The following is a 25,473-nucleotide window of genomic DNA, read 5'->3' on the forward strand; positions in this document are numbered from 1 at the left end:
ACAGGTTCTAAACCGTTTCCACACTACTTTTCTTTCCCGAACTCTTTCGCATTTTCTCAAGGATCTCCACTACCTGATTGGTGTCTACTAGCAAGTGCTGGCGCTGGCCTTCGTCGGCATTGTGCACCGGCTTGTCACCTTTGCAGATGATGTAATCGTAGTCCAGGTCTATTTTAGTGGCGATATCATAGAAAGGCTCTATCACAAACCCTTCGTGGAAGATCTCAATGATCTTGGAGCCCGGCTTGCAGAAGAACATACTGATCAGGCCGGCACCTGTAGCCGATACCACCACTTTGGCCTGTGAAAACATCCGGATCTTCTCGAGAATGCTATACTTACTCGAAACGATCGACTTAAAATTATAGGGTTCCAAGGCCTCCAGCAGTTCCTTTTCATTCAGTACATTGCGCATAGCCGAGTCGCTGCGGCTGATGTACAGGTAAGGTACCCGCTCAGATGCAGGTAAGATTTCATGCTGTACCAAAGGCAGGAAGGAGTCGCGGATGTACTTGCCCAGCCAACGCGGCACCAGGGTATGGTTTCCGCGCGGCGCGGTGGAGGCGATGATACGATCAGCGGTGAGGTGATGGTATTCTATCGATGTGATGATCTTCTCGGCAGGTATACCCAGCAGTTCCAGCGTCTCGGTTTGATAACTGTAGCGTGTGCTGGGCACCAAAAACCAGTCTACTTCGTTGTAAAGGCCGCTTTCGCGGAGCAGGTGCAGGCGCGGCAGCACATCCATAAACCAGTGGCCGATGTTGTTGAGTCCTGCGCCACCGGTCAGCATGCTGAACACTGTGCCCTGAAAGCGGGTAGGCGCCTGGAAATAACTCTGGGTAAAGATATTATTCTTAGCGGCACTTACCACTTTGCCATCCACCAGACTAAGCGATACATTTTCTATGATGCGGTTCTGCTGCGATACGATCGCCACGCTGCTCTCATTGTCTGTGTAGATGCGTCCGTTGGGCACCTCTGCCACAACGTAGTCGGTGGTGACGCTGCGCATCGGCTTCCAGTAGTCGGAGCAGGCCTTGTAGAGGTCCTCTGATATCTCGAGCGGGGTGGTCAGGTTAGGGTAGATGCTATGCACCTTCACCTCGGATGTGGGGCAGTCAGTCTGACCACCTTTGTTAATCTGGCAAACGCCAATAGGTCTGAATCGGGTGTTATGGGGGATGATACGTCCAAGAATCTTTTTCAGACGTTTGGTAGATTTATCGTAAAATACCTTTGGTTTCATATATATAAGGTGAGTAATAGTTGCTATACGTTTGTAATTCAAATTTGGCTGTGTTGTACCATTAATCCAGCTGTTTCACCAGGTGCCGGGTGTTGAGCTCAGTGCTGTCATCTGCCTGCTGCAAATGTTGCGCCAGCAGGCTAGCGGCAGCCGCCACCGCTATGTTGTTCCAGTGCCCGTCGTCGGCAGGATACAGCTTCTTCTTTTCGTTTTGATACAGGTGTTCGAACGTGCCTTGCGTGTCCACCACTGTTACGTTTCTGCTTTGGAGCTCAGCCACAAGCCGGGGCAGAAAGTCCGGTTTACGCGCCGATGGTAGTAGTTGATGGTAAATGTTCTCTTTGTTAGGTATAGGCATGAACACGAAGGGTATACCGCGTTCTGCCAGCGCATGTTTGTAGCCTTCCAACACATCGGCAATCTGTTTTATTTCTTCGTCGGTGAAGGAGCGGTTGGCGTACTCGCCTTCCATGAAAAATTCGTTTTGGTACTGGATGTACTGCTTTTTGCCAAACTTCCGCTCAATGTTAGCCAGGGTGCGGTGGTAGAGCGCCAGCTTCGAAATGCGGTCTGCCGTCACGGCTAGCCAGGTCAGCACTTTTGACGAGTTGATGATGGCGCCTGTCCGGTCGCGGAGCTTGTTGCCTATACCTGTGGCACCCACGGCGGGCAGCTCAGGTATACGGCGCTCAATGCTCGAAACCACCACCATCTCAGGTGGATTTTCCTCGAAACGCCTCGTGCCCAGAAAACGGTTGACGGTAGCGGGAGCAAAGGAGTATACTTCTTTTCCAAGTTCCCCTTCCAGTACTTCGGCCAGCGTTTCTTCCTGCGAGAGCTTGGCCCCGGTGATGTTGGAGTCCCCGATCAACAGCACCTCGGCTTGGGTGTCGCGGTTGCGGTAGCCGTAAGGGTCGGTGTACCACTCGACCTGCTTCTTTTCGGCATAGGGGGTGCGCGGGGCCAGTTCGCCCTCTTCCTCCATGCGCAGGTGCATGTTCGGGTAAAAAGGGCCAGACAACAGGCGCACACTTTTCACCGAAATGGTTTCCCATACCCGGAAGGTGAAGGTGTCCATCGGCAGCACAACAGCCTCTATAATGGGCCACAGCACGAACGGCAGCACGAGCAGCGCTAGTTTCCTGAGAAGCCTTTTTACCTCGTTGTTATTTGTTTCGTGTGCCATCTAGAACTGAAAATAGATAAACTCCTGCTGTCCGAACTGTCCGAAAAGCAGCACCGCAAGTATGGCGGCATAATAAAGTCCCCAGCGTACCACGGCGGGTTTTTGGCCAATGAGCTGCGATACGCTGCCGTGCCGCTGTATGAGGTGCACCGTTTCCATAATCATGATCGAGACAACAGACACGGCGAATACCTTAAAGCCCTGGTCCATGAACAGAATATGCTGCAGGTCTATACCTGCCAGCATCTGCCGGACGTTGCCTATACCTGTCACGCTGCTTTGCAGTATGTAAAAGGCCTCCCCGATAGAGTTGGCCCGGAAAAACACCCATGAGAAAAGCACCAGCGCAAACACGTTCAGCACCTGTACCCATTTGTAGAACAGCGGGCTTTTCATAAGGCCCAGCGATCTGGCTAGGGCATTTCGCTGACTGGCCGTCACGATAGCAAACACCAGGTAAAAGCCGTGCAATGCACCCCAAACCACAAATGTCCAGTTAGCGCCGTGCCACAGCCCGCTCACCAAAAACGTAATGAACAGGTTGTAATACCAGCGCCACTTTACCACCCGGTTGCCGCCCAGCGGAATGTAGAGGTAGTCACGAAACCAGGACGAGAGAGAAATATGCCAGCGGCTCCAGAACTCAGAGATGCTCTTAGAAAAGTAAGGCCTGCGGAAGTTCTCCATCAGCCGGAAACCCATCACCTGCGCCGCCCCGATGGCGATATCAGAGTAGCCCGAGAAGTCGCAATAGATCTGAAAGGCGAAAAAAACAGTGGCGATGATCAGCGTGATGCCCTCGTAGTCGGTTGGGTTGTTGTATACCTGGTTAACCATCAGGGCCAGGTTATCCGCGATCATGATCTTCTTGAAAAATCCCCAGCCCATACGCCGCAAACCAGCCACAACATGCTCGTAGCTGAACTCATGCTTCACTTTGAGTTGTCCGATCAGGTTCCCCGCCCGCTCAATAGGGCCAGCCACCAGCTGCGGAAAAAAGGTGACAAACAGCGCAAAGATGCCCAGATGCCGCTCTGCCTTAATGCGCCCGTGGTACACGTCGATCGAGTAACTCATGGTCTGGAAGGTATAGAAGGAGATACCCATCGGCAGCAGCAGCTCAAAAGCCGGCATGGCATAGCTCATGTTCAGGGCCGAGGCCACCTCCCGTGCGCTGTCGTTAAAGAAATTGTAATACTTGAATAAGCCGAGTATGCTCAGGTTAGAGAACAGCGAGAGCCAGAGGTAGGGCTTGCGTTTGTGTTTTTCCTCATCGCCATACCTGCCCATGGCACGACCGCAGAAATAATCAATCAGGGTCGACCCGATCAGGATCAGGGTATAGGCGGGCCGCCACGAGGCGTAGAAGTAGTAACTGGCTAGCAGCAGAATGAGCCATCTTCGGTTCGGGGGTGTCAAAAAGTAGAGCGTGACTACTACCGGGAAGAATATGAAAAATTCAGTAGAGTTGAATAACATACGCAGACGCTGTTATGGATCGAGAGAAGCGTGTAGTCCTATGCCGTTTGTCTGCTTTCAACCCGTCCCTGACTTGTGACAGATGAAACCAGCAGGCATTTTCCCCTATTATATTTAGTGTCGGGTCAAAAGGTTTAGGATTTCGATATATATTTTACCGGCAGTAGAGGCGCCTTAGACTAATTCTAATTGTGCAGCTTTCTATACGCATCTTGTCTGAAATGGCTGTTAGGTAAATGAAAAAATTGCATTGACCGGCTTATCTGCTATTCGGCTGCGCCGTCGTGTGCCAGGCAGGTTATGTTATCAGATCTGTATTCCTCAATTTTTGGCCGCTATATTCCTTGCCAGTACCTTTTTATATGCCCGTTGCTTTGTGGACAATTTAAGTATGCTGCAAAGCCGAACATCTGAGCCGCTACGGCGTAATATTATTGTACTCTAATACAACAGTAGTCCTATACTCTCCGTAAAGGACATGCAGTATTGCGAATTAGTATTTTAAGTAGAACAACAGCTGTTCAGCCCTAAACGAGACCCTAATACAACCCAAATCAAAGTAGCGAGCATTTATTAAATGCCGTGATACAGATACTTAGTGAGCTTATATGATAGCATCTTCTTTCAGGTACATTTTCCGGTACCTTTCTTTATACCCTTGGGGCGGTAAGCGCAAAATAGCCCTGGCAGGTGCACTTAGCATGCTGCTGGGTTTAGCAGCTCAGGATGTGGCGCAGGCTCAGACGAACTGCCCTCCCGGTTTGGTGCATCACTTCGGGTTTGACGAAAAAGTGGCCGGCAGCTACACAGATTACATAACCAGCGCCAGTGCCATCTGTACAGGCTGTCCTGCCCCAACTGTTAGTCGCTTTGGGGGTGGGCAAAGTTTCAACGGTTCCAGTGGCCTTCAATTCAGTGAGATAGAAAAATTCCAATGGGGACCCAATCATAATTTTACGCTCGAGGTATGGGTGAAGGTAAACCGCAAGTCATCCAATCAGGTAATCGTTGGTCGCAAATCGAGTGATGGTCTGACGGCATGGTGGCTGGGGGTGGACCCGGAGGGGTATGCTGTTTTTGACATGCAGGATAATTATGGCGCCCCACATACCATGAAGGACTACCTGAAAGCTGTCAATTTGTTCGATGGCAAGTGGCACCACCTGGCAGTAGTTCGTGAAGGTGGCCCCCAGATTACCAAACTGTATGTAGATGGGTTTCGGGTAGACGACAGGAGGACCGAAATAAGAGAATACCGCGGCAGTATGGAGTCATCCAGCCCTGTCACAATCGGGTACATTGATATTGACTCGAAGTATTATTTTGACGGCATAATTGACGAACTGCTGGTCTATGACACCAATTTGTCCGAACAGGCAACGCGTGACCGCTACAATCACGGAGCAGGCAATTACTGCGGACCTGAAGACATCAGCCCCGAGATCGTATCGACGCCCATTACGTTTAGCACAGTCAACCAGCAATATAAGTACGATGTGAATGCCGCTGGCAAACCCGCCCCTCGGTACATCCTAATATCAGGCCCGTCCGGCATGACCATCAACGCGGGTACGGGTCTCATCTCCTGGGTGCCTCAAGCCGCCGGAAGCTTCGCAGTGGAGGTGAAAGCCAATAACAGCCAAGGCGAGAGCGCCCCGCAACGCTTTCAAGTCGAGGTAAGAGCCGCCACGGAAGAGAGCATCGGGATACTGCACCACTGGAAGCTGAATGAAAATTCAGGCCCTAATTACCGGGACGTGTATACGCCGATTGATGCAGTTGCCCAGGCAAGAAGCCGTCCTTCCTCCGTGAAAGGTGCAGTAGAAGGGGGACAGCGTTTTAATGGAAAGGACACGGGGCTTGATGTAATCGGCAGTCCTAACTTTGACTGGAAAGCGAATGAAACCTTTACGATCGAGCTATGGCTCCGCACCGATACCAAAGAAGGTAGTAGTGAAGCCCAGAATCAGGTTCTGATCGGGCGCCATGCCACGGACTCGCCTTCGCAGTGGTGGCTGGGACTCGACCAAAACCGAAAAGCTGCTTTTTACCTGCCAGACATCGAGTTTAAAGGAAATCTTATCAGCTCCAGCGGCCCCAAGCTGAATGACGGAGGCTGGCACCAACTCGTGGCGGTGCGGGATGGCAGTTCCGGGGCTACCAGGCTGTATGTGGATGGTGAGCAAATTGCCGCCGGCAACTTCGTGTATGATTTTGGATTTAGTAGCCGGTCGCCTGTTAACATTGGCTACTTCAATGCGAGTCTGCTTAACAGTTACCACTACGAAGGTGACCTGGATGAAGTAAAACTCTTTGGCAGAGCGCTGACGGCAGAAGAAATAAGAGAGCGCTTCGTAGAAGTGTACAATAACCTGACAGGCATCCTGAACTTTAAAGGACGCTACGCAGATGGCGAGGGCTTCAACCAGAAAACCGTTCTGCTGGACTGGAGAACCCTTTATGAGCTGGAAACGAATTACTTTGAAATAGAGCGATCTGAGGATGGTGAGAATTTCACCGCCATCGGCCAGGTGAAAGCCTCGGGCACCACTACGGCTGCCCTTGACTATACCTTTACGGACGAAAAACCACTCAAAGAACAGGGTTATTACAGACTCCGGCTGGTTCGTCTGGATGGAACCGCTACCTACTCCAATATCATCCTGGTACAGGACCGCTCGCCAGCTGCTTCCTCGTTCAGGGTGTATCCGAATCCGGCCGCAGTAGGAGATGAATTGACAATCGAGGTTGCCAATCTGAAAGAGAGCGAAGATGTGACCTTTATGATAACGGACGCTTCCGGAAGACAAGTGTTTAGCCGGCAGGTACGGACAGATGAGCTTGGTGAACTATACCTGACGTTGCCGGTCGGGGCAAACTTAAAACCTGGCATCTATAACCTGACAGTGGCTGGTAGTAACAAAACCCTTAACCGTAAGCTCGTGGTGGCCCGTTAGTGCAATTGAACTGAAAGCATAAAGAACAAGGCCTAGACGATGCTGCATGACGAATACCGGGCGAGACTGAAGTACAGTCATGTAAAGCCGGCGATAACTATCCTGCGGCGTCAGGAGACTTGCTCTGATTTTAGGTATACGAGCAGGCTATAAATTTAAATTATATTCAATAATTTATTGAATATAAGGTGTTTATATATAAAATTTTGTAGATGTCAGTTTTTTGATAAACCCTACTAATTATAGCTCGTACTATGCTTGAAAAACATCGAATACTCTCCGCCAGATAAACACCCGATCATTAGGTTTCAGATTCCTTTACTAAATTTAATTGTATTATTTTATGAAAAAACTATTTATAATTCCAATACTTTTCGCGCTCTTCCTTACTTCATGCGACAAGGACAAAGATGAAAAGTTGGAGCCACCAGTTTCAGAAATTGATGCGAAGATGCGTGGCGACTGGACCAACACACAGATCAAAAGAGTTTACTATTCAGATCAAAATGAGGTTATGTTCACTGACTCAGTTCAGTATCAGACGGTCTTTAGCTTTAACGGCAAACAGTTAACTGTTACAGCGCCAGGAAGTCAGCCAGAAGTAATGAATTACAGTTTCCCAGACCCTAACGATTCGACTATAATTGAATTGCAGCGAGGTAGCGATAGGGGAAAGTACACTGTTAGCTCTATCTCAGGTTCAGATATGACTTGGACAGAAGAAAAACCATATGCCGGTTTCCCGGAAGAGGCACCGGATGCGGAGAAGACAACATCTCAAAAAGGGGTGTATACCTGGAAATTCGTTCGCAAAAACTAGTAGCGAATGACGTATCCTGATCTTCAGGTATGCTAGGATAAAGGGAAACCTCCGGTTTCAGGTATACAGTCGCTGTATTACCTAAAATGGGGTCATGAATATAACTTCTGAGAACCTTATATTCGGTCCTAAGACTTTCTGCTGATCGGGTATAGAGCTGCTATAGAACAGAAAAGCGGTGCAGGAAAACTCCTGCACCGCTTTTTATTATCCGGCTGGCATTGGCCAAGCCTAGTAGTCTATTGTTTCTGTCCCTTGATCAACCCAGGAAGATCCTTTTTGTAAGATACACTTACTCTTTGATCAGCTTGATTGTAGCGCTTTTGCCGGCGTTGTCAGTATACTTCAGGAAGTACAGACCTGCTCTTAGTCCGGTAGCAGCCAGGTTCATCACCAGCTTGTTGTTCTCTACCTTCAGGTTTTCTTCTTTGTATACCACTGTACCAGCCTGGTCCAGGATAACAACTTCCTGCAGCTTGATCTCCTCTTTGCCCAGGTCGAGTGTTACCACATCGTTGAATGGGTTAGGGTATGCGCTTACTTTTTCGAAGCTGATGTTTGTATCAGTTGTCTCAGCAGTAAGTGCTGACGAAGAAGACGCAGTCAGAGACTCGATTGGAGACAATCTATTTGCAGCGATCGGACGCTCCAGCGTGCCGTTCGGCAACTGCCAGCCCACGGCCAGGTTGTCGCCGCCGCCGCCCTGCAGCATCAGCGCCTCGATGTAGTAGCGCTTGCCGGCTTCCAGGGTGATCTTGGCCGACTGCTGACCGCTGGTCTTGGTCCACTCACGCGGGTTGGTCCAGGTGCTGGAAAGGGCGATTCTGGTCTTCTTGGTTGGGTCCTCCGAAGTGCTCAGGTATAGCTCAGCCGCGTCGTCGGCAGCGATCCAGAAGGTGTATTGGCCTGAAACAGGGGCCGTCACGTAGCCGCGGATGCGCTGGCCGTAGTTGTTGCCCTGGCCGCCTGGCGCTTCGAATGAAGTCAGCTCAGTAGTCGAGGCAGGCTTTGTGTTCACTGGGATCACGCTCACCGTTGAGCCGTGCACATTTGACCAGTAATCGCGTGTGATCTTGCCTACAGGTGTTGTCGTTGCAGTAGGTGCTGTTACTGTTGCCACAGGAGCAGTGCTTCCCATCTGAGACAATCTATTTGCAGCGATCGGACGCTCCAGCGTGCCGTTCGGCAACTGCCAGCCCACGGCCAGGTTGTCGCCGCCGCCGCCCTGCAGCATCAGCGCCTCGATGTAGTAGCGCTTGCCGGCTTCCAGGGTGATCTTGGCCGACTGCTGACCGCTGGTCTTGGTCCACTCACGCGGGTTGGTCCAGGTGCTGGAAAGGGCGATTCTGGTCTTCTTGGTTGGGTCCTCCGAAGTGCTCAGGTATAGCTCAGCCGCGTCGTCGGCAGCGATCCAGAAGGTGTATTGGCCTGAAACAGGGGCCGTCACGTAGCCGCGGATGCGCTGGCCGTAGTTGTTGCCCTGGCCGCCTGGCGCTTCGAATGAAGTCAGCTCAGTAGTCGAGGCAGGCTTTGTGTTCACTGGGATCACGCTCACCGTTGAGCCGTGCACATTTGACCAGTAATCGCGTGTTATCTTACCAGTACCAGTAGTACCTGTTGTCGTACCAGTAGTTCCTGAGGTTGGCGTCTGCTCAGCAGGTGCAGTAGCTACCGGATCCTGTACTGGCTGTGTAGGTGAGGTAACCGGAGCTGAACCGTTAGGGCCTAGTACAATGCCATTGCTGCTAAGTTTATTCAACCAGGCAGTATATTCGTTCTTTTCGTGCTGCTTCGTGATGTTACCGCCAACGTAAGGGTTGTTCTCGTTTTTAACCAGTCCATCAGGGAAGTAGTTCTTGTCGAATAAGTTGCCCTGGCTCATTACGCCGGTAACGTTGTTGCGCATTACTGCATTGAAAGTTGCGCCTTTCTTATAGTAATCGTATCCGTACAGACCTACGTTGTGTGTGTTAACACGCGTGCCATCGTCAAATAAGCCGGAGTTTATACCACGGTTGTTGTATACCTCGATGTTGTTACCGCCTGCAATAGCATAGTTGTAGTTACCGATGTTTACAGTCTGGTTGTCGTATACCTTCACGTGAGCAGTAGCTACCCCAGCCGGATCACCCATACCATCCTGGTACCATGAGTCAGCAATAATACCACCACCTGAGAATTTAGTTTCTGTAGCAGGGATTGGATAAGCGCCCTGGATGTAGTTGTTGTGGATACGGATTGGAGAACCGGAAGTACCGCGTGAGTTCGACAGGTTGATGTTATCTTCTACCAACGAATTGTTTGGCTCGTTGATGATTTCATTCCAGGCAATTTCGGCATGTGGCAGGTTACCACGGTAGTTGAACTGAGCGAACTGCGAGTGCTCACGCTGACCACCGTATACACGTCCGTCAATGTTCTTGGCCTTGTTGTAGCGTATTTTTACCGTGTTGTTAGTAGATCCGTCACCTTCATAGCGCGTGCCCACATAAATGCCGGCTGTACCTTCCAGGTAGCAGTTCTCTACAATAACGTTCTTGAAGTTGTTTACAGTTAAGAAACGACGTGGTTTCTTGTAATCCCTGAAAGGAGTAGGGGTAAGGCCGTAGCCTTTTGTGTTTTTTACGGTGATGTTGGCGGCATAGCCCCAGCTTTTGATCAGATAACCGGCACCACGAATGTTCGAATTAACGATAGTTACAGGTTCAGAAGTACGAACATCGACAGCAGCTACCTCAGAATCTCTTGATTCCCAGTTGCCTGTGTAAGTACCTCCTTTTGTGATTACTAATGGCCCGCTATAAGTCTGGGCGTTAACGAAACCCGTCGAGAACAGAAAGGCTACGAGTGTGAGGATAAAAGCAGACAGAGTTGTCCCCGTCCACTTAGTCTCCTGAGTGGAAATTGTATTCATCTTTTTGGCTAAAAGTTGAAAAATTAAAAAATGTACTCCTTATAAGGCACTAGGCTTGTTCCTGTTTTCTGATACAGAAGCAGATGTACTGCCTGTTGCTTTTTATGAAAATACTAAGCTTGGTAGATCCTTGCGACTATCTTCATATATAAGTTGTTGCAAATATAAGTAGGAATTTTTTAGAAAAACCAGACTTTTGTGATTTATTCTTATTTAAATTATAGCAACCTTGGATATTTCAATTTGAATAAGATGAAAAAATAGCGTTTAAAGGCTATTTAACGAGGTTTTTGATTTTATGCATACTTGAAAAAAGTTACAAAAATTTTAAAAATACAAAACCAAGAATATAATATTGACACTAATTACTATAATTAAAGTAATAAATATTAATTAAAAATATACAATACTGAGCCTATTTTCGACTTCGGAATCAGTCCAATGCATGAATATATAAAATATAATATATTCAATAACCTGGTTTTTTGTGTCCGAATTATAAATGGTGTTATACCTTTGAATTAGGAGATTAGGGATATCTGGGTTCGGGGGGTAGAGTGAGGTGACAGCTTATCAGCGAGTACAAAAACCAAAGGTATAAAGGGAGGCTGTACCTTCGCTGAGCCAGTTTGCTGCTTGCTGATTTGTCAGCTATTGAATGCCGCTTGATTCTTTGGATTTGGAGGGCTCTGCTAAAGTGGAGCCAAGGAGGATATTGTTTTTCGCCAGTTTTGTCAGCCAGGTATGGTACTCCGCCCGCTCACTTTGTTTTGTTATCTCACCTTGTATAAACTTGTTGCTGTGCTCACGCACTGTCCCGTCCGGAAAGTAATGGTTGTCATTTCTGCCGTCCTGCCCCATAATTCCGATCACATTGTTGTGGAATGTATTGTTGAAAGTAGCATTCTTTTTGTAGAAGTCGTAGCCGTACAGTCCCTGGGTCCACATCTTAAACTTCTCACCATTTTCAAAACGGGCGGCGTTAACGGCACGATTATTAAAAACTTCGATGTTGTTGCCTCCTGCGATAGCGTAATTATAATTGCCGAGGTTGACAGTCTGGTTGTCGTATACCTTAACATAGGCAGTGGCCACTTCTTTCGGATCGTCCATGCCATCCTCATACCAGGAGTCCGCAATAATGCCACCACCGGAGTATTCCTTACTATTGGCCGGGTAGGGATAGGCTCCTTGGATGTAGTTGTTGTGAATGCGGATGGGAGAGGCCGGTGTGCCGCGTGAATTCGACAGGTTGATGTTATCCTCCACAAGCGAATTGTTCGGCTCATTGATCACCTCGTTCCAGGCGATTTCGGCATGCTGGATCGGGTTTCGGAAATTGAATTGTACAAACTGTGACCGGTACCAACCCTCATAAATTCGCCCGTCGATGTTCTTTGCCACGTTGTAACGAATCTTGACGGTATTGTCCGGACTGCCATTGCCCTTGTAGGCGTCTCCGATGTAGATACCGGCCGTGTTCTCCAGGTAACAGTTCTCTACCACCACATGCTTGAAATCGTTCACAATCAGAAAACGCCGGGGCTTCTCATACAGAATCCAGGGGGTGGGGGGAAGGCCGTAGCCTCTGGTGTTTCTAACGGTAATGTTGGCCGCATGTCCCCAGCTTTTGATCAGGTAGCCGGCTCCCCGTATGTTGGAGTTCTCGATAATGACGGGCTCCGATGTTCTAATTTCCACAGCAGCTACTTCAGAGTCCCTTGACTCCCAGTTGCCGGAGTAAGTGCCCTTCTTCGTGATCACGATTGGATCATCATAGCCGACTGTTGTGGCTTTGGCACTTCTTTTTGCACCAGGTAGGTGCCCCTGGGTATAATAATAAGCAAAAAGCATTGCTACTACCGCCAGGGGAATAGCAATGCTTAGTATTATGAGGTATGGAAATCCTTTCTTCAAATCAAAGGCCTGGTGCATCAGGGAGTGTTATTTCAAAAAATACCCGAACAGCCTGCGCGTATAGCCGTTTGCCAGGTGAAACGGGATGTAAGGAGCAGGGCAGTTCTTCAGTGTGAACCTTGTAAAGTCCCGCAGGTTACCGCCGCCCTTCAGGTCGAACAGGTGCTTGTAGTAGTTCTTAAAGTTCTTGTCGCTCCTAATCTGCCGCTCCCCGCTTTCTTCCGGGTAAGTGAGCAGCTTGGCATCATAGTTAACGTACAGCTCAAATCCCGCTCTTCTGGCCGTATGGGTATAGTCGTAGTCTGCGATGTAGTGCGGGAAGCGGTCCTGGTCGAAGAGTCCTATCTTTTCGATTATTGCACGAGGTATAAGCAAGCCTCTACCTGGCAGGTGGGTCACCGCATGCAGGCCCTTTTGCTCATCTTTCGACAGGGTAGGCAATACTTCTTCAATGGTGTTCAGCAGCCAGTTTAAGCGCTCCCCCCCAAAGATAGGCTGTTGCGTATTGGCATCCAGTTCGAGCGCTCCCAAAAGGGCTTCTGGCTTTTGCTCATGCCAGTAGTACATTTTCTCGATCAGGCGCTCATCCGTGATCACGTCGTTGTTCATGGTCATGATAAGCTCAGCGCCTTGCTTCAGGGCATGCCGGATGCCCATGTTTACGCCGGCTGTCCAGAACAGGCTGCCACTGCCTTTAAGTACTTCCACTTCCGGAAATTCCTGCCGCAGCATGTCTTCTGTGCCGTCTGTAGAGCCATCGTCCACAATAACCACTTTAAAACGCTGGTGTGTTTGTTTGCCTAAAGACAGGAGGCACTCCCGGGTATATTCTTTTCTGTTAAATACAGGTATGATGATGCTGATCATATGTTTCAAATGTGAATCTGATAATAGGTGCAGATTATGCTGTCAGCGTTGCAGCTAAGCAGCACTATCTACGAAAATCAGAAAGGTTGTTATAAATTGTTTTACAAATTAAAACTCAGGATGCTTTTGAGTTTTGAACTTACCTTGCCCTTGATCAAGTGATTAAAGTTCTTGGTGTCTGACTCGATGTCTCGTACCACAAAACGCGGGTGTCGCAGCGGGAAAGCGATCTCATTTTCCTTGATTTGTGCCTTATTATCGTGGGTGTTAAACGTGTGCGTGGCGTCTTCTCCGAAGCCGATGTTACGCACCAGGTTTACCTCCGGCACAATACAAAGCCCTGAATTGCTGTATACCGTAAACTCCCACTGGTAATCCCAAATGTCGCCGTTCGAGATACTGGCGAAAGCTTCTTCGAGCTTGCTCAGGCGATAAGTTTCTTCAAACTTGTTCAGGAACAGACCTTTCAGGTAGCCTTTTTCTTTCAACTCTGGGTAGGCTTTCAGGTTAAAGTCAAACAGCTGCCAGGCCCTGCGCCAGGTAGCCCAGCCCCAGGCGTTCACTTTGTTTGAGAAGTAGTAGGAGTAATCATTGTCTCTGCGCCAGCCATTGAGGTAGTTGTTGCCGCTGATGTGCATGATGCGCGTATCGTGCTTATACTTCTCGAGCAGCTCCTGGCAAAACCAGAAAAAGCTTTTGGAGGGTACGCAGTCGTCTTCCAGGATAATGCCGGACTCTTCTTGCTCAAAGAACCAGCTGATCGCTGTAGCAGGTGCCACACCACACTTTAAGTTTTTCTCCTGGAAAAGCGTTTTCACCTCGCAGTCCCAGTCCACTTGTTCTACGATGCGCCGGGTCTCGGCGCATTTAGCTATATCTGTCTCCACGCCAGGTCGCGGGCCATCGGCGGCTACATAGAGTCGCGCTGGCTTTACCTGGCGGATACGGTCGAATACTTGTTGTGTGGTATGAGCTCTATTGAATATGATTAACAGCACGGGTGTGTGCAAAGGGGTCGTGGGAATAGAATTACTCATAATATTAAGGTATAACGATATGTCTGTTTTGTATACTGAAATTGCCGTCAGAAGTTACCGTAATCAGGCGGCTGTTAGCTTTCGGTACTGCCCAATGGTTTTCGCCTTCCAGCGGGAGGCGAAATCGCGCAGGTAACTGGTTCGCTCCACGCCATCTTCTTCCATGTAAACGATGGCCCAGCCCAGCACGGCATAATAAAACACGGGCAGTACATATGAGAAACCGTAGGCAAAGCCTGTGCTGATAAAGGCGATCAGGATGATCTGGTTTACGGTCATGGCTTTCGAGCGCAGGCCTTTCACGATGGCGTAAATAGGCATGATGCAGTAAATGGCGAGTCCGACAAAGCCGGTGTAGAACAAAATGTCTACATAGAAGCTGTGGAAGTGGTGCCCCTGGCCATCGTCGAACACGGGCTCGTTGGTATCGTCGCGCCAGAACTGGATGGGCAGCTCAAAGCCTTCGAAGCGCATCCCTACCAGCCAGTTATCCTGAATGAAGGGTAGGTACGACATCCACTGTATGTAGCGCCAGCCCCCCGTGCCCTGCGAGTCGAAGTTCTCTATATCCGAGAAACTGTCCTGTATTTTGGTAATAATCTCCGGGTTGGTCGAGAACAGGAAGGCACTGCTGGCAATACCTGCGATCAATAGCACGATACCGATGGGCATGAATTTCGCAGCGAAGTTGATCGATAGGCCGGACTTAAACCTGATCAGGAGGTAATACACAACCAGTATGATGGCAGTAGATATCCACACGGTCCGGTGCTGGAAAAAAACGATCGAGACCAGTATAAAGAAAGCCATAAACAGGCTCATAAGTTTGCCGTGGAAAATGTATTTGCTCAGGAAATACATGAAAGGTATCACCAGCATGTATACGGAAGAGGCGTACACCCCCCGCTCATGTGAGGTAAAAGCGCCCAGGCTAAGCTTATCAGGATGCACCACGATAACGCTGACCCAAAAGCCGCCCAGTATAAACCAGACTACATGCGAGAACTTCAGGTGAAAATTGCCCTTGTAGAAGGTATAGACAAAGAAAATGAAGTAAAATAAAAACAGCTTCTGGAATACGTGTGGGTACACCATGGGGGTGCCATAAAAGTAGTACGACTCGAACACCATGGCGAATACATACAACGTCGTGAGTACGTAGGCTACCCGCATGACGGGCGACATGCGCTTAAAGTAAAAAGCGCTATAGCCAAACGAAACAGCCGCCATACCTTTCAGCAAAAGGTTCAGCATGTTGCCCTGCGCTTCCAGGTTGTGCGGGAATGCCAACTCCGTAAAAGCATTGTCCATGATGAGGATCATGGCAAGCGGGATAATGAATATAAAGCTGTAGTTAAATTTCATACGGTTGTTTCATTCTAAAGCCATTTTCGGAAAGTGGCTCACAGTAACCCGTTTAGGCAACCTGCTTTGGCTTACCGGACTGTACCGCAGGCTGCAGGGGCTTGCCCAAAATCTCGCTGTAGTACTTCAAATGCCGGTCCACGATCACCTTCTCAGAGAAATTCTCCTCCGCATAGGTATAGCCTTCATCTACGAGCGTCTGGTACAGCTCCTGGTCCGAAAGAATACGTCCTACTTCGGCCGCCATCGAGTCAGGTGATTCCACGTCGCACAGCAGGCCTGCTTTGCCATAATTGAGCAAATGCGGAATGTAGCCACTGTCTTTGCCCCCAACTGTCGGCGTACGGGCCACCATTGCCTCGAGCAGCACCATGCCAAATGACTCTTCCCTGGAAGGGTGCAGGAGCACCTGGGCATTCTGGATCAGCCTGAACACCTCGTCATAAGGCATCGGGCCCATAAACCGTACGCCATCTGTTAAGTTTTGTTTCTGCGCATACTGCTGTGCCAGGCCTCCCTCTTCAGAGTCGACCCCCACCAGGTAGTACTCTAGGTCCGGAAACTGCTTGCGCAGCAGGGCAAAGGCCTGCAATCCGGTCTCGATATTTTTACGGTGTGTGAAGCCCTGGGCTACCGTAATGATATAATTTCCCTTTTGGGCAGTAGCGGCTAGGCGTTGCTCCAGTGTACTTGGATAAAAATTGTCGATGACTCTGGTTTTGGATTTGGTTTTACTATCAAGCTGGTTGTAGGTATAGGCTGAGTTGGCCAGCAGGAAATCCGCCTTGCTCACGACGATATAATTGATCATCCAGCGCACCAGGCGGAACATGTCGGGTATTTTGCGCAGGATCTGGAACGCCACATCGTGCAGGCTCACCACGGTGGGTTTCCCTGTTTTCAGGGCGGCCCAGGCAAATTCATAGCTCCAGAAAGCACTCATGAAATCAGCCGGATGCGCTACCATCATCTTCCGAAGGTCTTCCACCTCGAACAGAAAGAAACGGCGACCCGGCTGCGGCTTCTGGCGGCTTATACATACCTTGAGGTTGCCGCTCTCCAACACCATCGGCTCCGCTATCTCGGTCGAGTTGGTATAGGCGATTACTTTAAAACCTCTTTTAAGCAAAGCGTTGATAAAGTGCGAGGTGAGGGGGAACGCATTGGTCGGGGGTAAGTTCGTATCTTTCAGGTCCCAGTCAAGTATTCGCAATTCAACGGGCCCAGCTACTCCTATAGTCATTTGGTTTTCTTCTAAAGTAAATTAGTATGCATTAGACGAGCCAAGGCTGGCTAACTAGTGTTGTCATTGTTGTGTGTATACCCTGTTTATACCTGCTCAGTTTCTTTTGTCAGGCTCTTTCTATACCGCATTAGCATACGGCCAGAGTAGGAGCTTGGGTTGTCCTGCACCCCCAGTTTGGAAAAGATCATGTGCAGCTGCTCTTTGAGTGCACTGTGCGGGAAGAGCAGGATCATAGCCAGAAAGATAAAGCCGCCCACAATCATCTGTGAGATCAGGATCACCAGGTGCGGCAACTCCATGTTACGCAGCAAGTTGCTCACCAGGTATACGACGATGGCAACCACAGCTCCGTTCAAGATGCCGGGCAGGTATACGCGCAGCTGTTTCCAGTAGGAGAGATACAGGATCTTTTTCATCAGGGTCTGGTACATACCGATGCGAACCAGCTCACTGATCAGTAGCGCAAAGCCGAAGCCTACCAGGCCATAGTCGCGGAGCAGGAAAAACAGGCCACTGATCACGACAATCAGCGTGATCGTGATGACGATCTTCCAGTTGAGTACGGCTTTGGCGTCGCACACGATGCCGGCAAACATGGTGACAAAACTCAGCGGAATGGCCAGGCTGAGCACCTGCAGCACAGGTATAGCTTCGAGCCACTGATCGCCCAGCACCACGTGCACAATTTCTGGCGCAGCCACCATAATGCCCAGGCAGACAGGTATAATGAGAGTCGCCAGCAGGGTGGTGCTGGATAGGTATACCCGGGAAAGCTTCTCCGTTTCAGTTTGCAGTTTGCTGAACGAGGGGAACACCACACGTGACACCGTACGCGTAAGGTTATACATGGGCAGGTTCACCAGCATAAAGGCCCGGTTGTAGATACCCAGTTTGTAAGCGCCGAACACACGGCCAATCAGCAGCGTGGCCAACTCGGTATAGATGAACTCAAAAAAGCTGATGACGGACATTTTGCTACCATAGGCTAACAATGCCCTGTACGCCTCCCAGCGCACGACCGGCAGCACATTGTGACGAGCCATGGCATGAGCGCCTATCGCCACCAGCGCCTGCTGTACCAGCGAGGCATATACCAAGCTCCAAACACCAAAGTCCAACCAGGCCAGCAGTATACCTACGCCCAGGTATGAGATCACGTACGAGGCTGTCTCTACAATGCTCAGCTCCTTGAACCGCATGTTACGCTGCAACAGGCTGGTAGCCGTGGCAGACACGCCTCCCACCACAAAGGCCAGCGACATGACGCGCACAATCGGCACCACTTCGGGCATATCGAAAATTAGCGTTGCATACGGCGCCAGCACCCAGGCCAGTACGGTAAATATGGCTCCGAGCAGGGCGGAGGAGGTAAAGGCTGCCCGAATGTTTTCAGAAGTGAGCTCTTCTTTCTGGATGATGGCCTGGTTGAGGCCCAGATTGGCGAAATAGTAACCGAATCGCAGGATAACGGCCGAAAGGGCTACCAGACCAAAGGCCTCGGGAGCAAGCAGACGGGCCATAGCGGAGGTATAGCCAATCTGCATCACGGCGTTGGCGATGGTGCCCGCCGAGCTCCATTTCAACCCGCTAACCGCCTTCGAAGCTAAATTTTTACTCATGTATAGGTTCAGGTAATCGTGCTTCGCTTGAAAAAAGGTGCTGTGGGAATCTGCATCCTACAGCACCTTTCTAATCAAGCGCGCAATTAATTCTTGCTCTGGCGCTACGCGTAGTAGTAGCTGCCCTTTTTCTTGTATCCGTACTCGTAGGTATTGTTGTAGTTCAGGTCGTTAATCACCATGTAGATGTTCTTCAGCTTGCGGGCTGCGTACAGGTCGTTCACCTGGGTGAGCATGTCCTTGTTGGTGTACTTATGCTTCACTACATACAGGTTTACGTCCATGTGCTTCATCAGGATAAAGTACTCGGCCACAAACCCGATCGGCGGTGTATCGATCACTACGTACTCATACTGCTCCTTCAGTTTGGCGATTAGCTCGGCCATGCGCTTGTGCTCCAGCAGCTTAATGGCATTGTCAGGTATAGGACCGCACGAAATGATATCCAGGTTCTCGATATCGGTCTTCTGGATCACTTCTTCCAGCGGCAATCCCTGGCTCAGGTATGAGGACAAACCGGCCGCATTGTGCGTGTTAAAGTACTTGCCAAAGGTAGGCTTGCGCATATCCGACTCAATCAGGATGGTGCGTTTACCGGCCATGGCCATCTCGCTGCTCAGGTTAACCGAGGTAAACGTCTTGCCCTCGCCCGATACCGATGACGTCACGCCCAATACTTTAAAGTTGGTTTCAGACATCAGGTACTGTAGGTTGATGCGGATCGATCGGAACGACTCGGCAATGGCAGAGCGCGGGTTGTTTTTAACTGCCAGCTTGTCAGCCTTGGTGCCATGCGCAATCACACCCAGGAACGGAATGTTGGTTACGTTGTTCAGGTCGTTTTTGCCCTGTATGGTGTTGTCCACGTTGTCCATCAGAACAATAAGCACGGCAGGTATGATCAGACCCAGGACGAGGGCCAGCATAAAGATCATCTTCGGCTTCACGTTCACCGGACCAGAACCCCACATGGCAGCTTTGTCCACTATCTTTTTATCGGTGGTGTTGGTCGCCAGGGCAATGGCAGCCTCGGCACGCTTCTCGAGCAGGAAGTCATACTTCTTATTCACGAAGTCGGCCTGGTTCTGCAGGTCCATCAGGCGGCGCTCGTGCTCCGGCACTTTCGCTATACCTGTTTCGAGCTGGCCAATGCGCTTGTCGGCGTTGGCAATAGAAATATCGGTAGAGCGGATCAGGTTTTTGATGTTCGCTATAATGGCATTGCGCGTGCTTTTGATCTCACTGTCAATTACCTTAATTCTCGGGTTGTCTGCTGTGGCACTCACGCTATAAGAGGCGCGCTGTTGGTTCAGGCGAGACAACTCCGTGAACAGGTTCGCCAGGTTCGGGTTCTGTACACCCGCCACTGCAGGAGACACTGCCTGTGTAAAACTCTCGTCATCCTCAATCTGGTCGAGTACCGTCACGTAATACTGCTTCTCGGTGCTTAACTTCGACTTCTCCATTTCTAGCTGCGCGAGTTTCTCGTAGCTGATGTTAGACTGCACATCGATGTTGGCAATGCGGTTAGCCGAACGGAAAGACGAAAGCGCCTGCTTGCTCTGGCGGAGCGAGTCGGTCAGGCCGGAGATCTGCTCGTCGATAAACTCGAGCGTTTTCTGACCGTTCATGTTTTTCTCGTCCAGGTCACGGGCCACGTAGGTGCTCATCAGTGTGTTCAGGAAGAGCATTTCCTTTTCAGGTATGGTGCCTTTGGTGCTCAGTTCCAGTACCCGCGCCTCGCGCTCAATTGGCTTAATGTGTAGGCTGCCAGCGTACTGGGCTACCAGGCTTTCCAGGCTGTTAAGTACGAAATAGTGCTTTTTGGCGTCAATCTTGTCGTCAGGATTGGCGCGCTTTATCGTAAAGCTAAAGTTTTTGTCCTTATAAGGCTTGCCGAATTCCAGCACTTTAGTGAAATTCACCTCCGGTACGATTTGCTTCACAGTATGCGTCGTGTAATCATACAGGGGAGGGGTTTGGGCTTTCACAGTCAGCTCGTACTCTTTGTCATTGAGCACGCGCACCTCCAGCGGAATGTCCACGATCTGGAGCGAACTGGTGTCAAGTTGTACGATGAACGGAGCGTTGTCATACTGTTCCTCTTTAATAAGGTCCAGGCCGGTATTCAGCCAGTGGTCGGGCACTTTGTAGTAAGATACCGAAAAGTCGAGCTGCTTTAAGGTACTGCGAATCATGTCGGCTGAGGTCAGAATGCCGATCTCATCCTCCACCTTAATGCCCTTGTTCTGCACATCGAGCAGGTTGAGAAGCTCCTGTGCCTTTTTAGAACCGGTATGCTGATCACCCAAAAGAAGGGTGGATTTAAACGCGTAGACGCGGGTAGAGCTTTTGACATAGACATAGGCTCCTGCCATGGCTACCATCACAAAAGCCAGGAACAGATACCATCTGGTCCGGAACTTGAACAGCCAGCTTCTTAAGTCTATTTCGTGCGCTGTGTTTTTTCGTTTCATGGGTACTATTTAAAGTAATTCAGGATAACTGCCGCCGTAGAGATAACACCCAGGGCTATGGTAATCACATTAAGCGACACCAGGTTGTCACGCTTCACCTGCGCAACGGACGGCTCTACGTACAGCACATCGTTAGGCTGCATGAAGTAGTATTTGGATTGTACGATATTCGGGTCTTTCAGGTCGAGTAGGACTACTTCGGAACCACCGGGCGTCTGGCGCACCAGCTTCACGTTCTCGCGGGCGGCACTGCGGGTCAGGTCTCCCGCCATACCCAGCGCATCGAAGAGTGTAGCGCGCTCGTTGTACACAAAGTACTGGCCCGGGCGGTTCACTTCACCCAGCACGCTTACCCGGAAGTTAATGAGCTTTACCACTACGGTCGCGTTGGTGATGTAGCGGTCCACGTTGCGCTGAATCAGCTCCTGTGTCTGCTGCAGGGTGAGGCCCGACACTTTCACTTTGCCCACGTTCGGGAGGTTCACGTTGCCCTCGTCGTCCACGGAGTAGCCGCTCAGGAACATGGTGCCCGGGTCAGCAAAGCCAAAGGCGCTGGAGGGAGGTACGATGTTGTAGATATTGGAAATTTCTGGTTCCAGACTCTGTACCTTAATAGAGAGCACATCGGCAGGCTGTAGCTGGTAAGGCTTATAGGTGGTCTGCATGGGCGTAGCCACTGTCTCTTTCAGGTTGTCATTTTGCATGTATACAAGCTCTTTTTTGCTTAGGCACGAGGTCGCGCTTATTATTAGGAGCAGGAGGTATACGACTCTTCTCATGTGTTTTGTATAAGGGTGTTGTGAATGATGATACTCGTACGTTTATTTTGATTTTATGATAATGAGTACGCATGCCTTTTGTGTTTCGGTATGAAGTACCCAAAAAATTGTATCAGCCATATATACTATAGGAGCCACAAAAAGATGCTTGTTTTCAAAAATATTATGTGAATTTAATGTTGGCAGTCAGAGTTTTGAATTGCAAGTTTCTTTAAATCAGAATGTTGCTATTTTTCGAGATCGGTAATTATTAACACAGGATAACACTGTATTTGCACAACGTGTATATTCGTGCATAAATGATTTGTTGGAATAATTATATATTTTATATTGAGACAGGAGTTGTCGCGGCAGGTGGGGCAACGTGAAACGGCTGCTGTTATAAAAAGGGACTACCATAAAGCAGAACCACCTTCCCCATGCGTTTGGCACGAAGAAGGTGGCTCACTTACTGATAGTAAGGTATATCGTATACTAATTATTCAATCCATTTGGTGCGGCGCTGTTTGGCACGGGGCGCGGGCATCTGGCTCTGTTTCAGTTTATCGGATGCCTTGCGTATCAGCTGTTGCGAGAATCCGTCAGCGTGCTCAATAATTCCACCTTTCAGCTTCCAGCCTTGCGGAAATAATACGGCAACCTCTGTTGCCAGCGTCTCGAGAGTAGGGGCTACTATAATATTGTATTCCATCTTAATGTGTAAATAAACAAACGGTAGAACCAATATAGGGGGTTATAACATAGGTTGTATGCGCGCGATTACGAAATTTAGTAAATGAAGTTACATTCAAAATAAAATTTAGATGATTATCAAAATGATTCAATAAAAGTAGGGGCCAGAGTAGCTTTTTGATGAATTAGTTCTATTTGGTGTTTTCTGAGGTTAGGAGAATTTTGAAAGAGGTCAGCCCTTTGTTGTCAGATTCAAGCGAAAACTGGAAGCCATGGCTTAGTAAGATCTCCCGAATCATGGTCAGGCCAATGCCCTGTCCGGTTTCTTTGGTACTGAAGAAAGGAGTAAAGAGCATGGGGCGGACGTGCTCCGGTATACCTTCGCCGTTGTCGGTAATGGTTAGGCAGAGCGGTTGCTCCTGCAGTTCCACCCAAATGTTGCCATCCGATTTCACGGCTTCCATGGCATTTTTCAGGATGTTTAGCAGGGCTTGTTCTATTTGTTGTTCATCCAAAGAAATGCAAAGCGGGGTGTCAGAGAGTTTCATCGTTAGCTGAATCTGCCGTTGCTCCAGCTGTGCCAGCATCAGTCGCTCGAGCCGTTTGAGCAGGGCCTGCAGCTGCACCGGCTTTTTGGAGGGGGCGGGTAGGCGCACCACATCCGCAAAGTTAGCCATGAACCGGCTCAGGTTGGCATTCCGGTCAATGGCTACCTGCAGGGCATAGGTAAAGTCTTCTCGGTGCTCCTCGTCAATCTGTGGGGTATAATACTGCACCGAGTCCAGAATTGAGTTGATGGCACCGGTCGAGTTGTTCACTTCATGCGACATCATCCGGATAACTTTTTCATAAGCCTGTCGCTCGTTTTTAATGATGGCCTCAGTGAGTTCTTCCAGCATAATGAAGGCCCGCTGAAAGCCGCGGTCGATGAAGTGCGCTCGGTGTGCCCGGAAGGTACGGATGCCGTTGAGGCGGAAGGTATAGGGCTGACCTGCCTGTACCTGCGTCAGTTCCCGCGCCCAGGTGTTGGGCAGTGCCGCCAGGTCGCTGCCCTGCAACGATTGGCTGGACAGGTATAGGAAACGCTCCGCAGCGGGGTTTATACTTTCGATGCGGTTGTCGAAGTCAAGCAGGATGATGCCAGCAGGAGAGGCCTGAATGATCTTTTCGAGCAGGAAGTGTTTTTCGGCCTGAGCCACACGTTCCTGTCGCAACTGCTCAATCATGCGGTTGTACACGTCCACCAGCTCGTCCAGTTCCGGCTGCCCTACCTGCACAAACTTGGTGGAGAAGTCTTTGTCGCGGATGGACTCTATACCTGCCCGGATCAGGTTGAGCGGCTTGAAAAAGGCATTGTAAAGATTGATAGTCAGCACGACGGAAATCAGTACCAGTACCTCCATCCCTATAAACAGCAACTTGTTTTCCTGCAGCAGGAAATAAGCCATAGCCGCCAAAAGGCCATGCATGAAAACCGCAAAAAAGATAAACTTAGTCCTGAGCTTCATACGGGATGCCGAACTTTTCGAGGCGACGGTAGAGAGCGGCCCTGCTCAGCCCCAATGCACGGGCTACCTTGCTGATGTTGTTGTGGTAATAGGCCATGGATTTTCGGATCATGGAGGCTTCCATCTCGTCCAGCGTCATGGTGCCAACGGCTGGCAGGGCCTTGTCGCCTGTCTTTACGGGGCCTTGCTGCGCCTGCGCCTGGAAGTCCTCTGCGCTCAGTACTTTGTCTTCGGCTACCAAAACGGTCCGTTCCACCAGGTTTTTTAGCTCCCGAATGTTGCCCGGAAAGGGGAGCTCTTTCAGCCACTGCAGCGCTTTGGGACTCAGTTCCAACTCCGGACGGTGGTAGGTCTTTTTCATGTTCTCCACAAAAAACTGCACCAGCAGCGGAATATCATCGGGGCGCTCGCGCAGCGAAGGTATACGCACCTTGATCAGGTTGATGCGGTAAAAAAGATCTTCGCGGAACTTGCCCTCCTCTACCATTTGCTCCAAGTTGCGGTTGGTGGCGCACACCACCCGGATGTCGAGCTTGCGGGAGCGACTGTCGCCGAGCACTTCGTAGGTGCGGTCCTGCAGCACGCGCAGCAGCTTTACCTGGCTGTTCATGTCCAGTTCCCCGATCTCATCGAGGAAAATGGTGCCCTTGTTGGCCATTTCGAAGCGGCCTACCCGGTCGGCTTTGGCGTCGGTAAAGGCGCCGCGCTTGTGTCCGAACATCTCGCTTTCAAACAGACTAGATGAGATGCCTCCTAAGTTAACCTTCACAAATGGCTGGGATTTGCGGAGGCTGTTGCGGTGCACAGCCTCCGCGATCAGTTCTTTGCCGGTACCGCTTTCGCCTTCAATCAGTACGGAGGCGTCGGTTGGCGCAATCTGCCCGATCCGCTTCAGGATTTGCAGCAGCTGCGGGTCCTGTCCCACAATGTTGCTGAAATCGTATTGCTGGTCGAGCTTTTTGCGGGTGAGGGCTTCGTCTTTAACCGGAGCTTGTTGCGATAGACTGAGCGCCGTGCGCACGGCCTGCAGCAGGTAGTCGTTGCTCCAGGGTTTGGTGATAAAGTCCGCTGCACCGAGCCGCATCCCCTCCACCGCCAGGCTGATGGAGCCCCAGCCCGTGATCAAGATGACGGGCAGTTGCGGCATCCGCTGCTTGAATGTCCCCAGTAATTCCAGCCCATCATGGCCAGAAGTCTCAATGGAGAAATTCATGTCCATGATCACGAGTTGCAAGGCCTGCTGCTGCGCCATTTCCAGCGCCTCCTTCGGAGAGGCTACTTCTTTTGTCTTGAAACCGTGTTGCTTGAGCAAAATGCTCAACGAAGCGCGAACGGCCACATCGTCGTCTATTATCAGGATCATGCTCAGCGTGCTGTTTGT

Annotated in this window: 17 protein-coding genes; 2 read left to right on the forward strand and 15 right to left on the reverse strand. The window is 50.1% G+C overall.

Going from position 1 to position 25,473, the window contains the following annotated elements; genetic code table 11:
- Positions 1-7: 7 nt before the first annotated feature.
- The 3 genes from L1278_RS13955 to L1278_RS13965 all read right to left on the reverse strand — a co-directional run bounded on the left by L1278_RS13955 (position 8) and on the right by L1278_RS13965 (position 3,914).
- Entirely contained in the window at positions 8-1,249 is a 1,242-nt protein-coding gene (locus L1278_RS13955) for a DUF563 domain-containing protein (protein WP_253405442.1), read from the reverse strand.
- A 61-nt stretch (positions 1,250-1,310) separates the two neighbouring features.
- A complete protein-coding gene (locus tag L1278_RS13960; RefSeq protein WP_253405443.1) occupies positions 1,311-2,435 on the reverse strand; it encodes a hypothetical protein in 1,125 nt (374 codons plus the stop codon).
- A complete protein-coding gene (locus L1278_RS13965) occupies positions 2,436-3,914 on the reverse strand; it encodes an MBOAT family protein (protein WP_253405445.1) in 1,479 nt (492 codons plus the stop codon).
- Between the two features lie 608 nt (positions 3,915-4,522).
- Between L1278_RS13965 and L1278_RS13970 the strand changes: the two genes are divergently transcribed.
- Complete coding sequence (locus tag L1278_RS13970; protein ID WP_253405449.1) at positions 4,523-6,871, forward strand: LamG-like jellyroll fold domain-containing protein; 2,349 nt, start codon at positions 4,523-4,525, stop codon at positions 6,869-6,871.
- Positions 6,872-7,214: 343 nt separating this feature from the next.
- Positions 7,215-7,691, forward strand: a complete 477-nt coding sequence (locus L1278_RS13975; RefSeq protein ID WP_253405450.1) for a hypothetical protein — start codon at positions 7,215-7,217, stop codon at positions 7,689-7,691.
- A 292-nt stretch (positions 7,692-7,983) separates the two neighbouring features.
- On the opposite strand, the gene L1278_RS13980 is transcribed toward L1278_RS13975, so the two are convergent.
- The 12 genes from L1278_RS13980 to L1278_RS14035 all read right to left on the reverse strand — a co-directional run bounded on the left by L1278_RS13980 (position 7,984) and on the right by L1278_RS14035 (position 25,455).
- Positions 7,984-10,605: a PA14 domain-containing protein gene (locus L1278_RS13980; protein ID WP_253405452.1), complete on the reverse strand. Its 2,622-nt coding sequence runs from the start codon at positions 10,603-10,605 to the stop codon at positions 7,984-7,986.
- A gap of 651 nt (positions 10,606-11,256) precedes the next feature.
- Complete coding sequence (locus L1278_RS13985; protein WP_253405453.1) at positions 11,257-12,540, reverse strand: glycosyl hydrolase; 1,284 nt, start codon at positions 12,538-12,540, stop codon at positions 11,257-11,259.
- A 9-nt stretch (positions 12,541-12,549) separates the two neighbouring features.
- Positions 12,550-13,389: a glycosyltransferase family 2 protein gene (locus L1278_RS13990; RefSeq protein ID WP_253405455.1), complete on the reverse strand. Its 840-nt coding sequence runs from the start codon at positions 13,387-13,389 to the stop codon at positions 12,550-12,552.
- Between the two features lie 101 nt (positions 13,390-13,490).
- Positions 13,491-14,387 carry a nucleotide-diphospho-sugar transferase gene (locus tag L1278_RS13995; RefSeq protein ID WP_253405457.1) on the reverse strand — a complete coding sequence of 299 codons (897 nt, stop codon included), beginning with the start codon at positions 14,385-14,387 and terminating at the stop codon, positions 13,491-13,493.
- 102 nt (positions 14,388-14,489) lie between these two features.
- The gene (locus L1278_RS14000) at positions 14,490-15,791 is read right to left on the reverse strand and encodes an O-antigen ligase (RefSeq protein WP_253405459.1); all 1,302 of its coding nucleotides are present in this window, start codon (positions 15,789-15,791) and stop codon (positions 14,490-14,492) included.
- 52 nt (positions 15,792-15,843) lie between these two features.
- Complete coding sequence (locus tag L1278_RS14005) at positions 15,844-17,034, reverse strand: glycosyltransferase family 4 protein (protein WP_253405461.1); 1,191 nt, start codon at positions 17,032-17,034, stop codon at positions 15,844-15,846.
- 86 nt (positions 17,035-17,120) lie between these two features.
- Positions 17,121-18,656, reverse strand: coding sequence for a lipopolysaccharide biosynthesis protein (locus L1278_RS14010; protein ID WP_253405463.1), 1,536 nt, complete (start codon positions 18,654-18,656; stop codon positions 17,121-17,123).
- A 104-nt stretch (positions 18,657-18,760) separates the two neighbouring features.
- Positions 18,761-21,133: a polysaccharide biosynthesis tyrosine autokinase gene (locus tag L1278_RS14015; RefSeq protein ID WP_253405466.1), complete on the reverse strand. Its 2,373-nt coding sequence runs from the start codon at positions 21,131-21,133 to the stop codon at positions 18,761-18,763.
- A gap of 5 nt (positions 21,134-21,138) precedes the next feature.
- Positions 21,139-21,837 (reverse strand): polysaccharide biosynthesis/export family protein, encoded by a 699-nt coding sequence (locus L1278_RS14020; protein WP_253405467.1) that lies wholly within the window; start codon positions 21,835-21,837, stop codon positions 21,139-21,141.
- Between the two features lie 553 nt (positions 21,838-22,390).
- The gene (locus tag L1278_RS14025) at positions 22,391-22,603 is read right to left on the reverse strand and encodes a hypothetical protein (protein ID WP_253405469.1); all 213 of its coding nucleotides are present in this window, start codon (positions 22,601-22,603) and stop codon (positions 22,391-22,393) included.
- Positions 22,604-22,775: 172 nt separating this feature from the next.
- Complete coding sequence (locus tag L1278_RS14030) at positions 22,776-24,092, reverse strand: PAS domain-containing sensor histidine kinase (protein WP_253405470.1); 1,317 nt, start codon at positions 24,090-24,092, stop codon at positions 22,776-22,778.
- Positions 24,076-25,455: a sigma-54 dependent transcriptional regulator gene (locus L1278_RS14035; RefSeq protein ID WP_253405472.1), complete on the reverse strand. Its 1,380-nt coding sequence runs from the start codon at positions 25,453-25,455 to the stop codon at positions 24,076-24,078. Before L1278_RS14035 ends, L1278_RS14030 begins: the two co-directional genes overlap by 17 nt.
- Positions 25,456-25,473 lie beyond the last annotated feature (18 nt).

The sequence above is a fragment of the Pontibacter sp. HSC-36F09 genome, from assembly GCF_024171605.1.
Classification (GTDB): Bacteria; Bacteroidota; Bacteroidia; order Cytophagales; family Hymenobacteraceae; genus Pontibacter.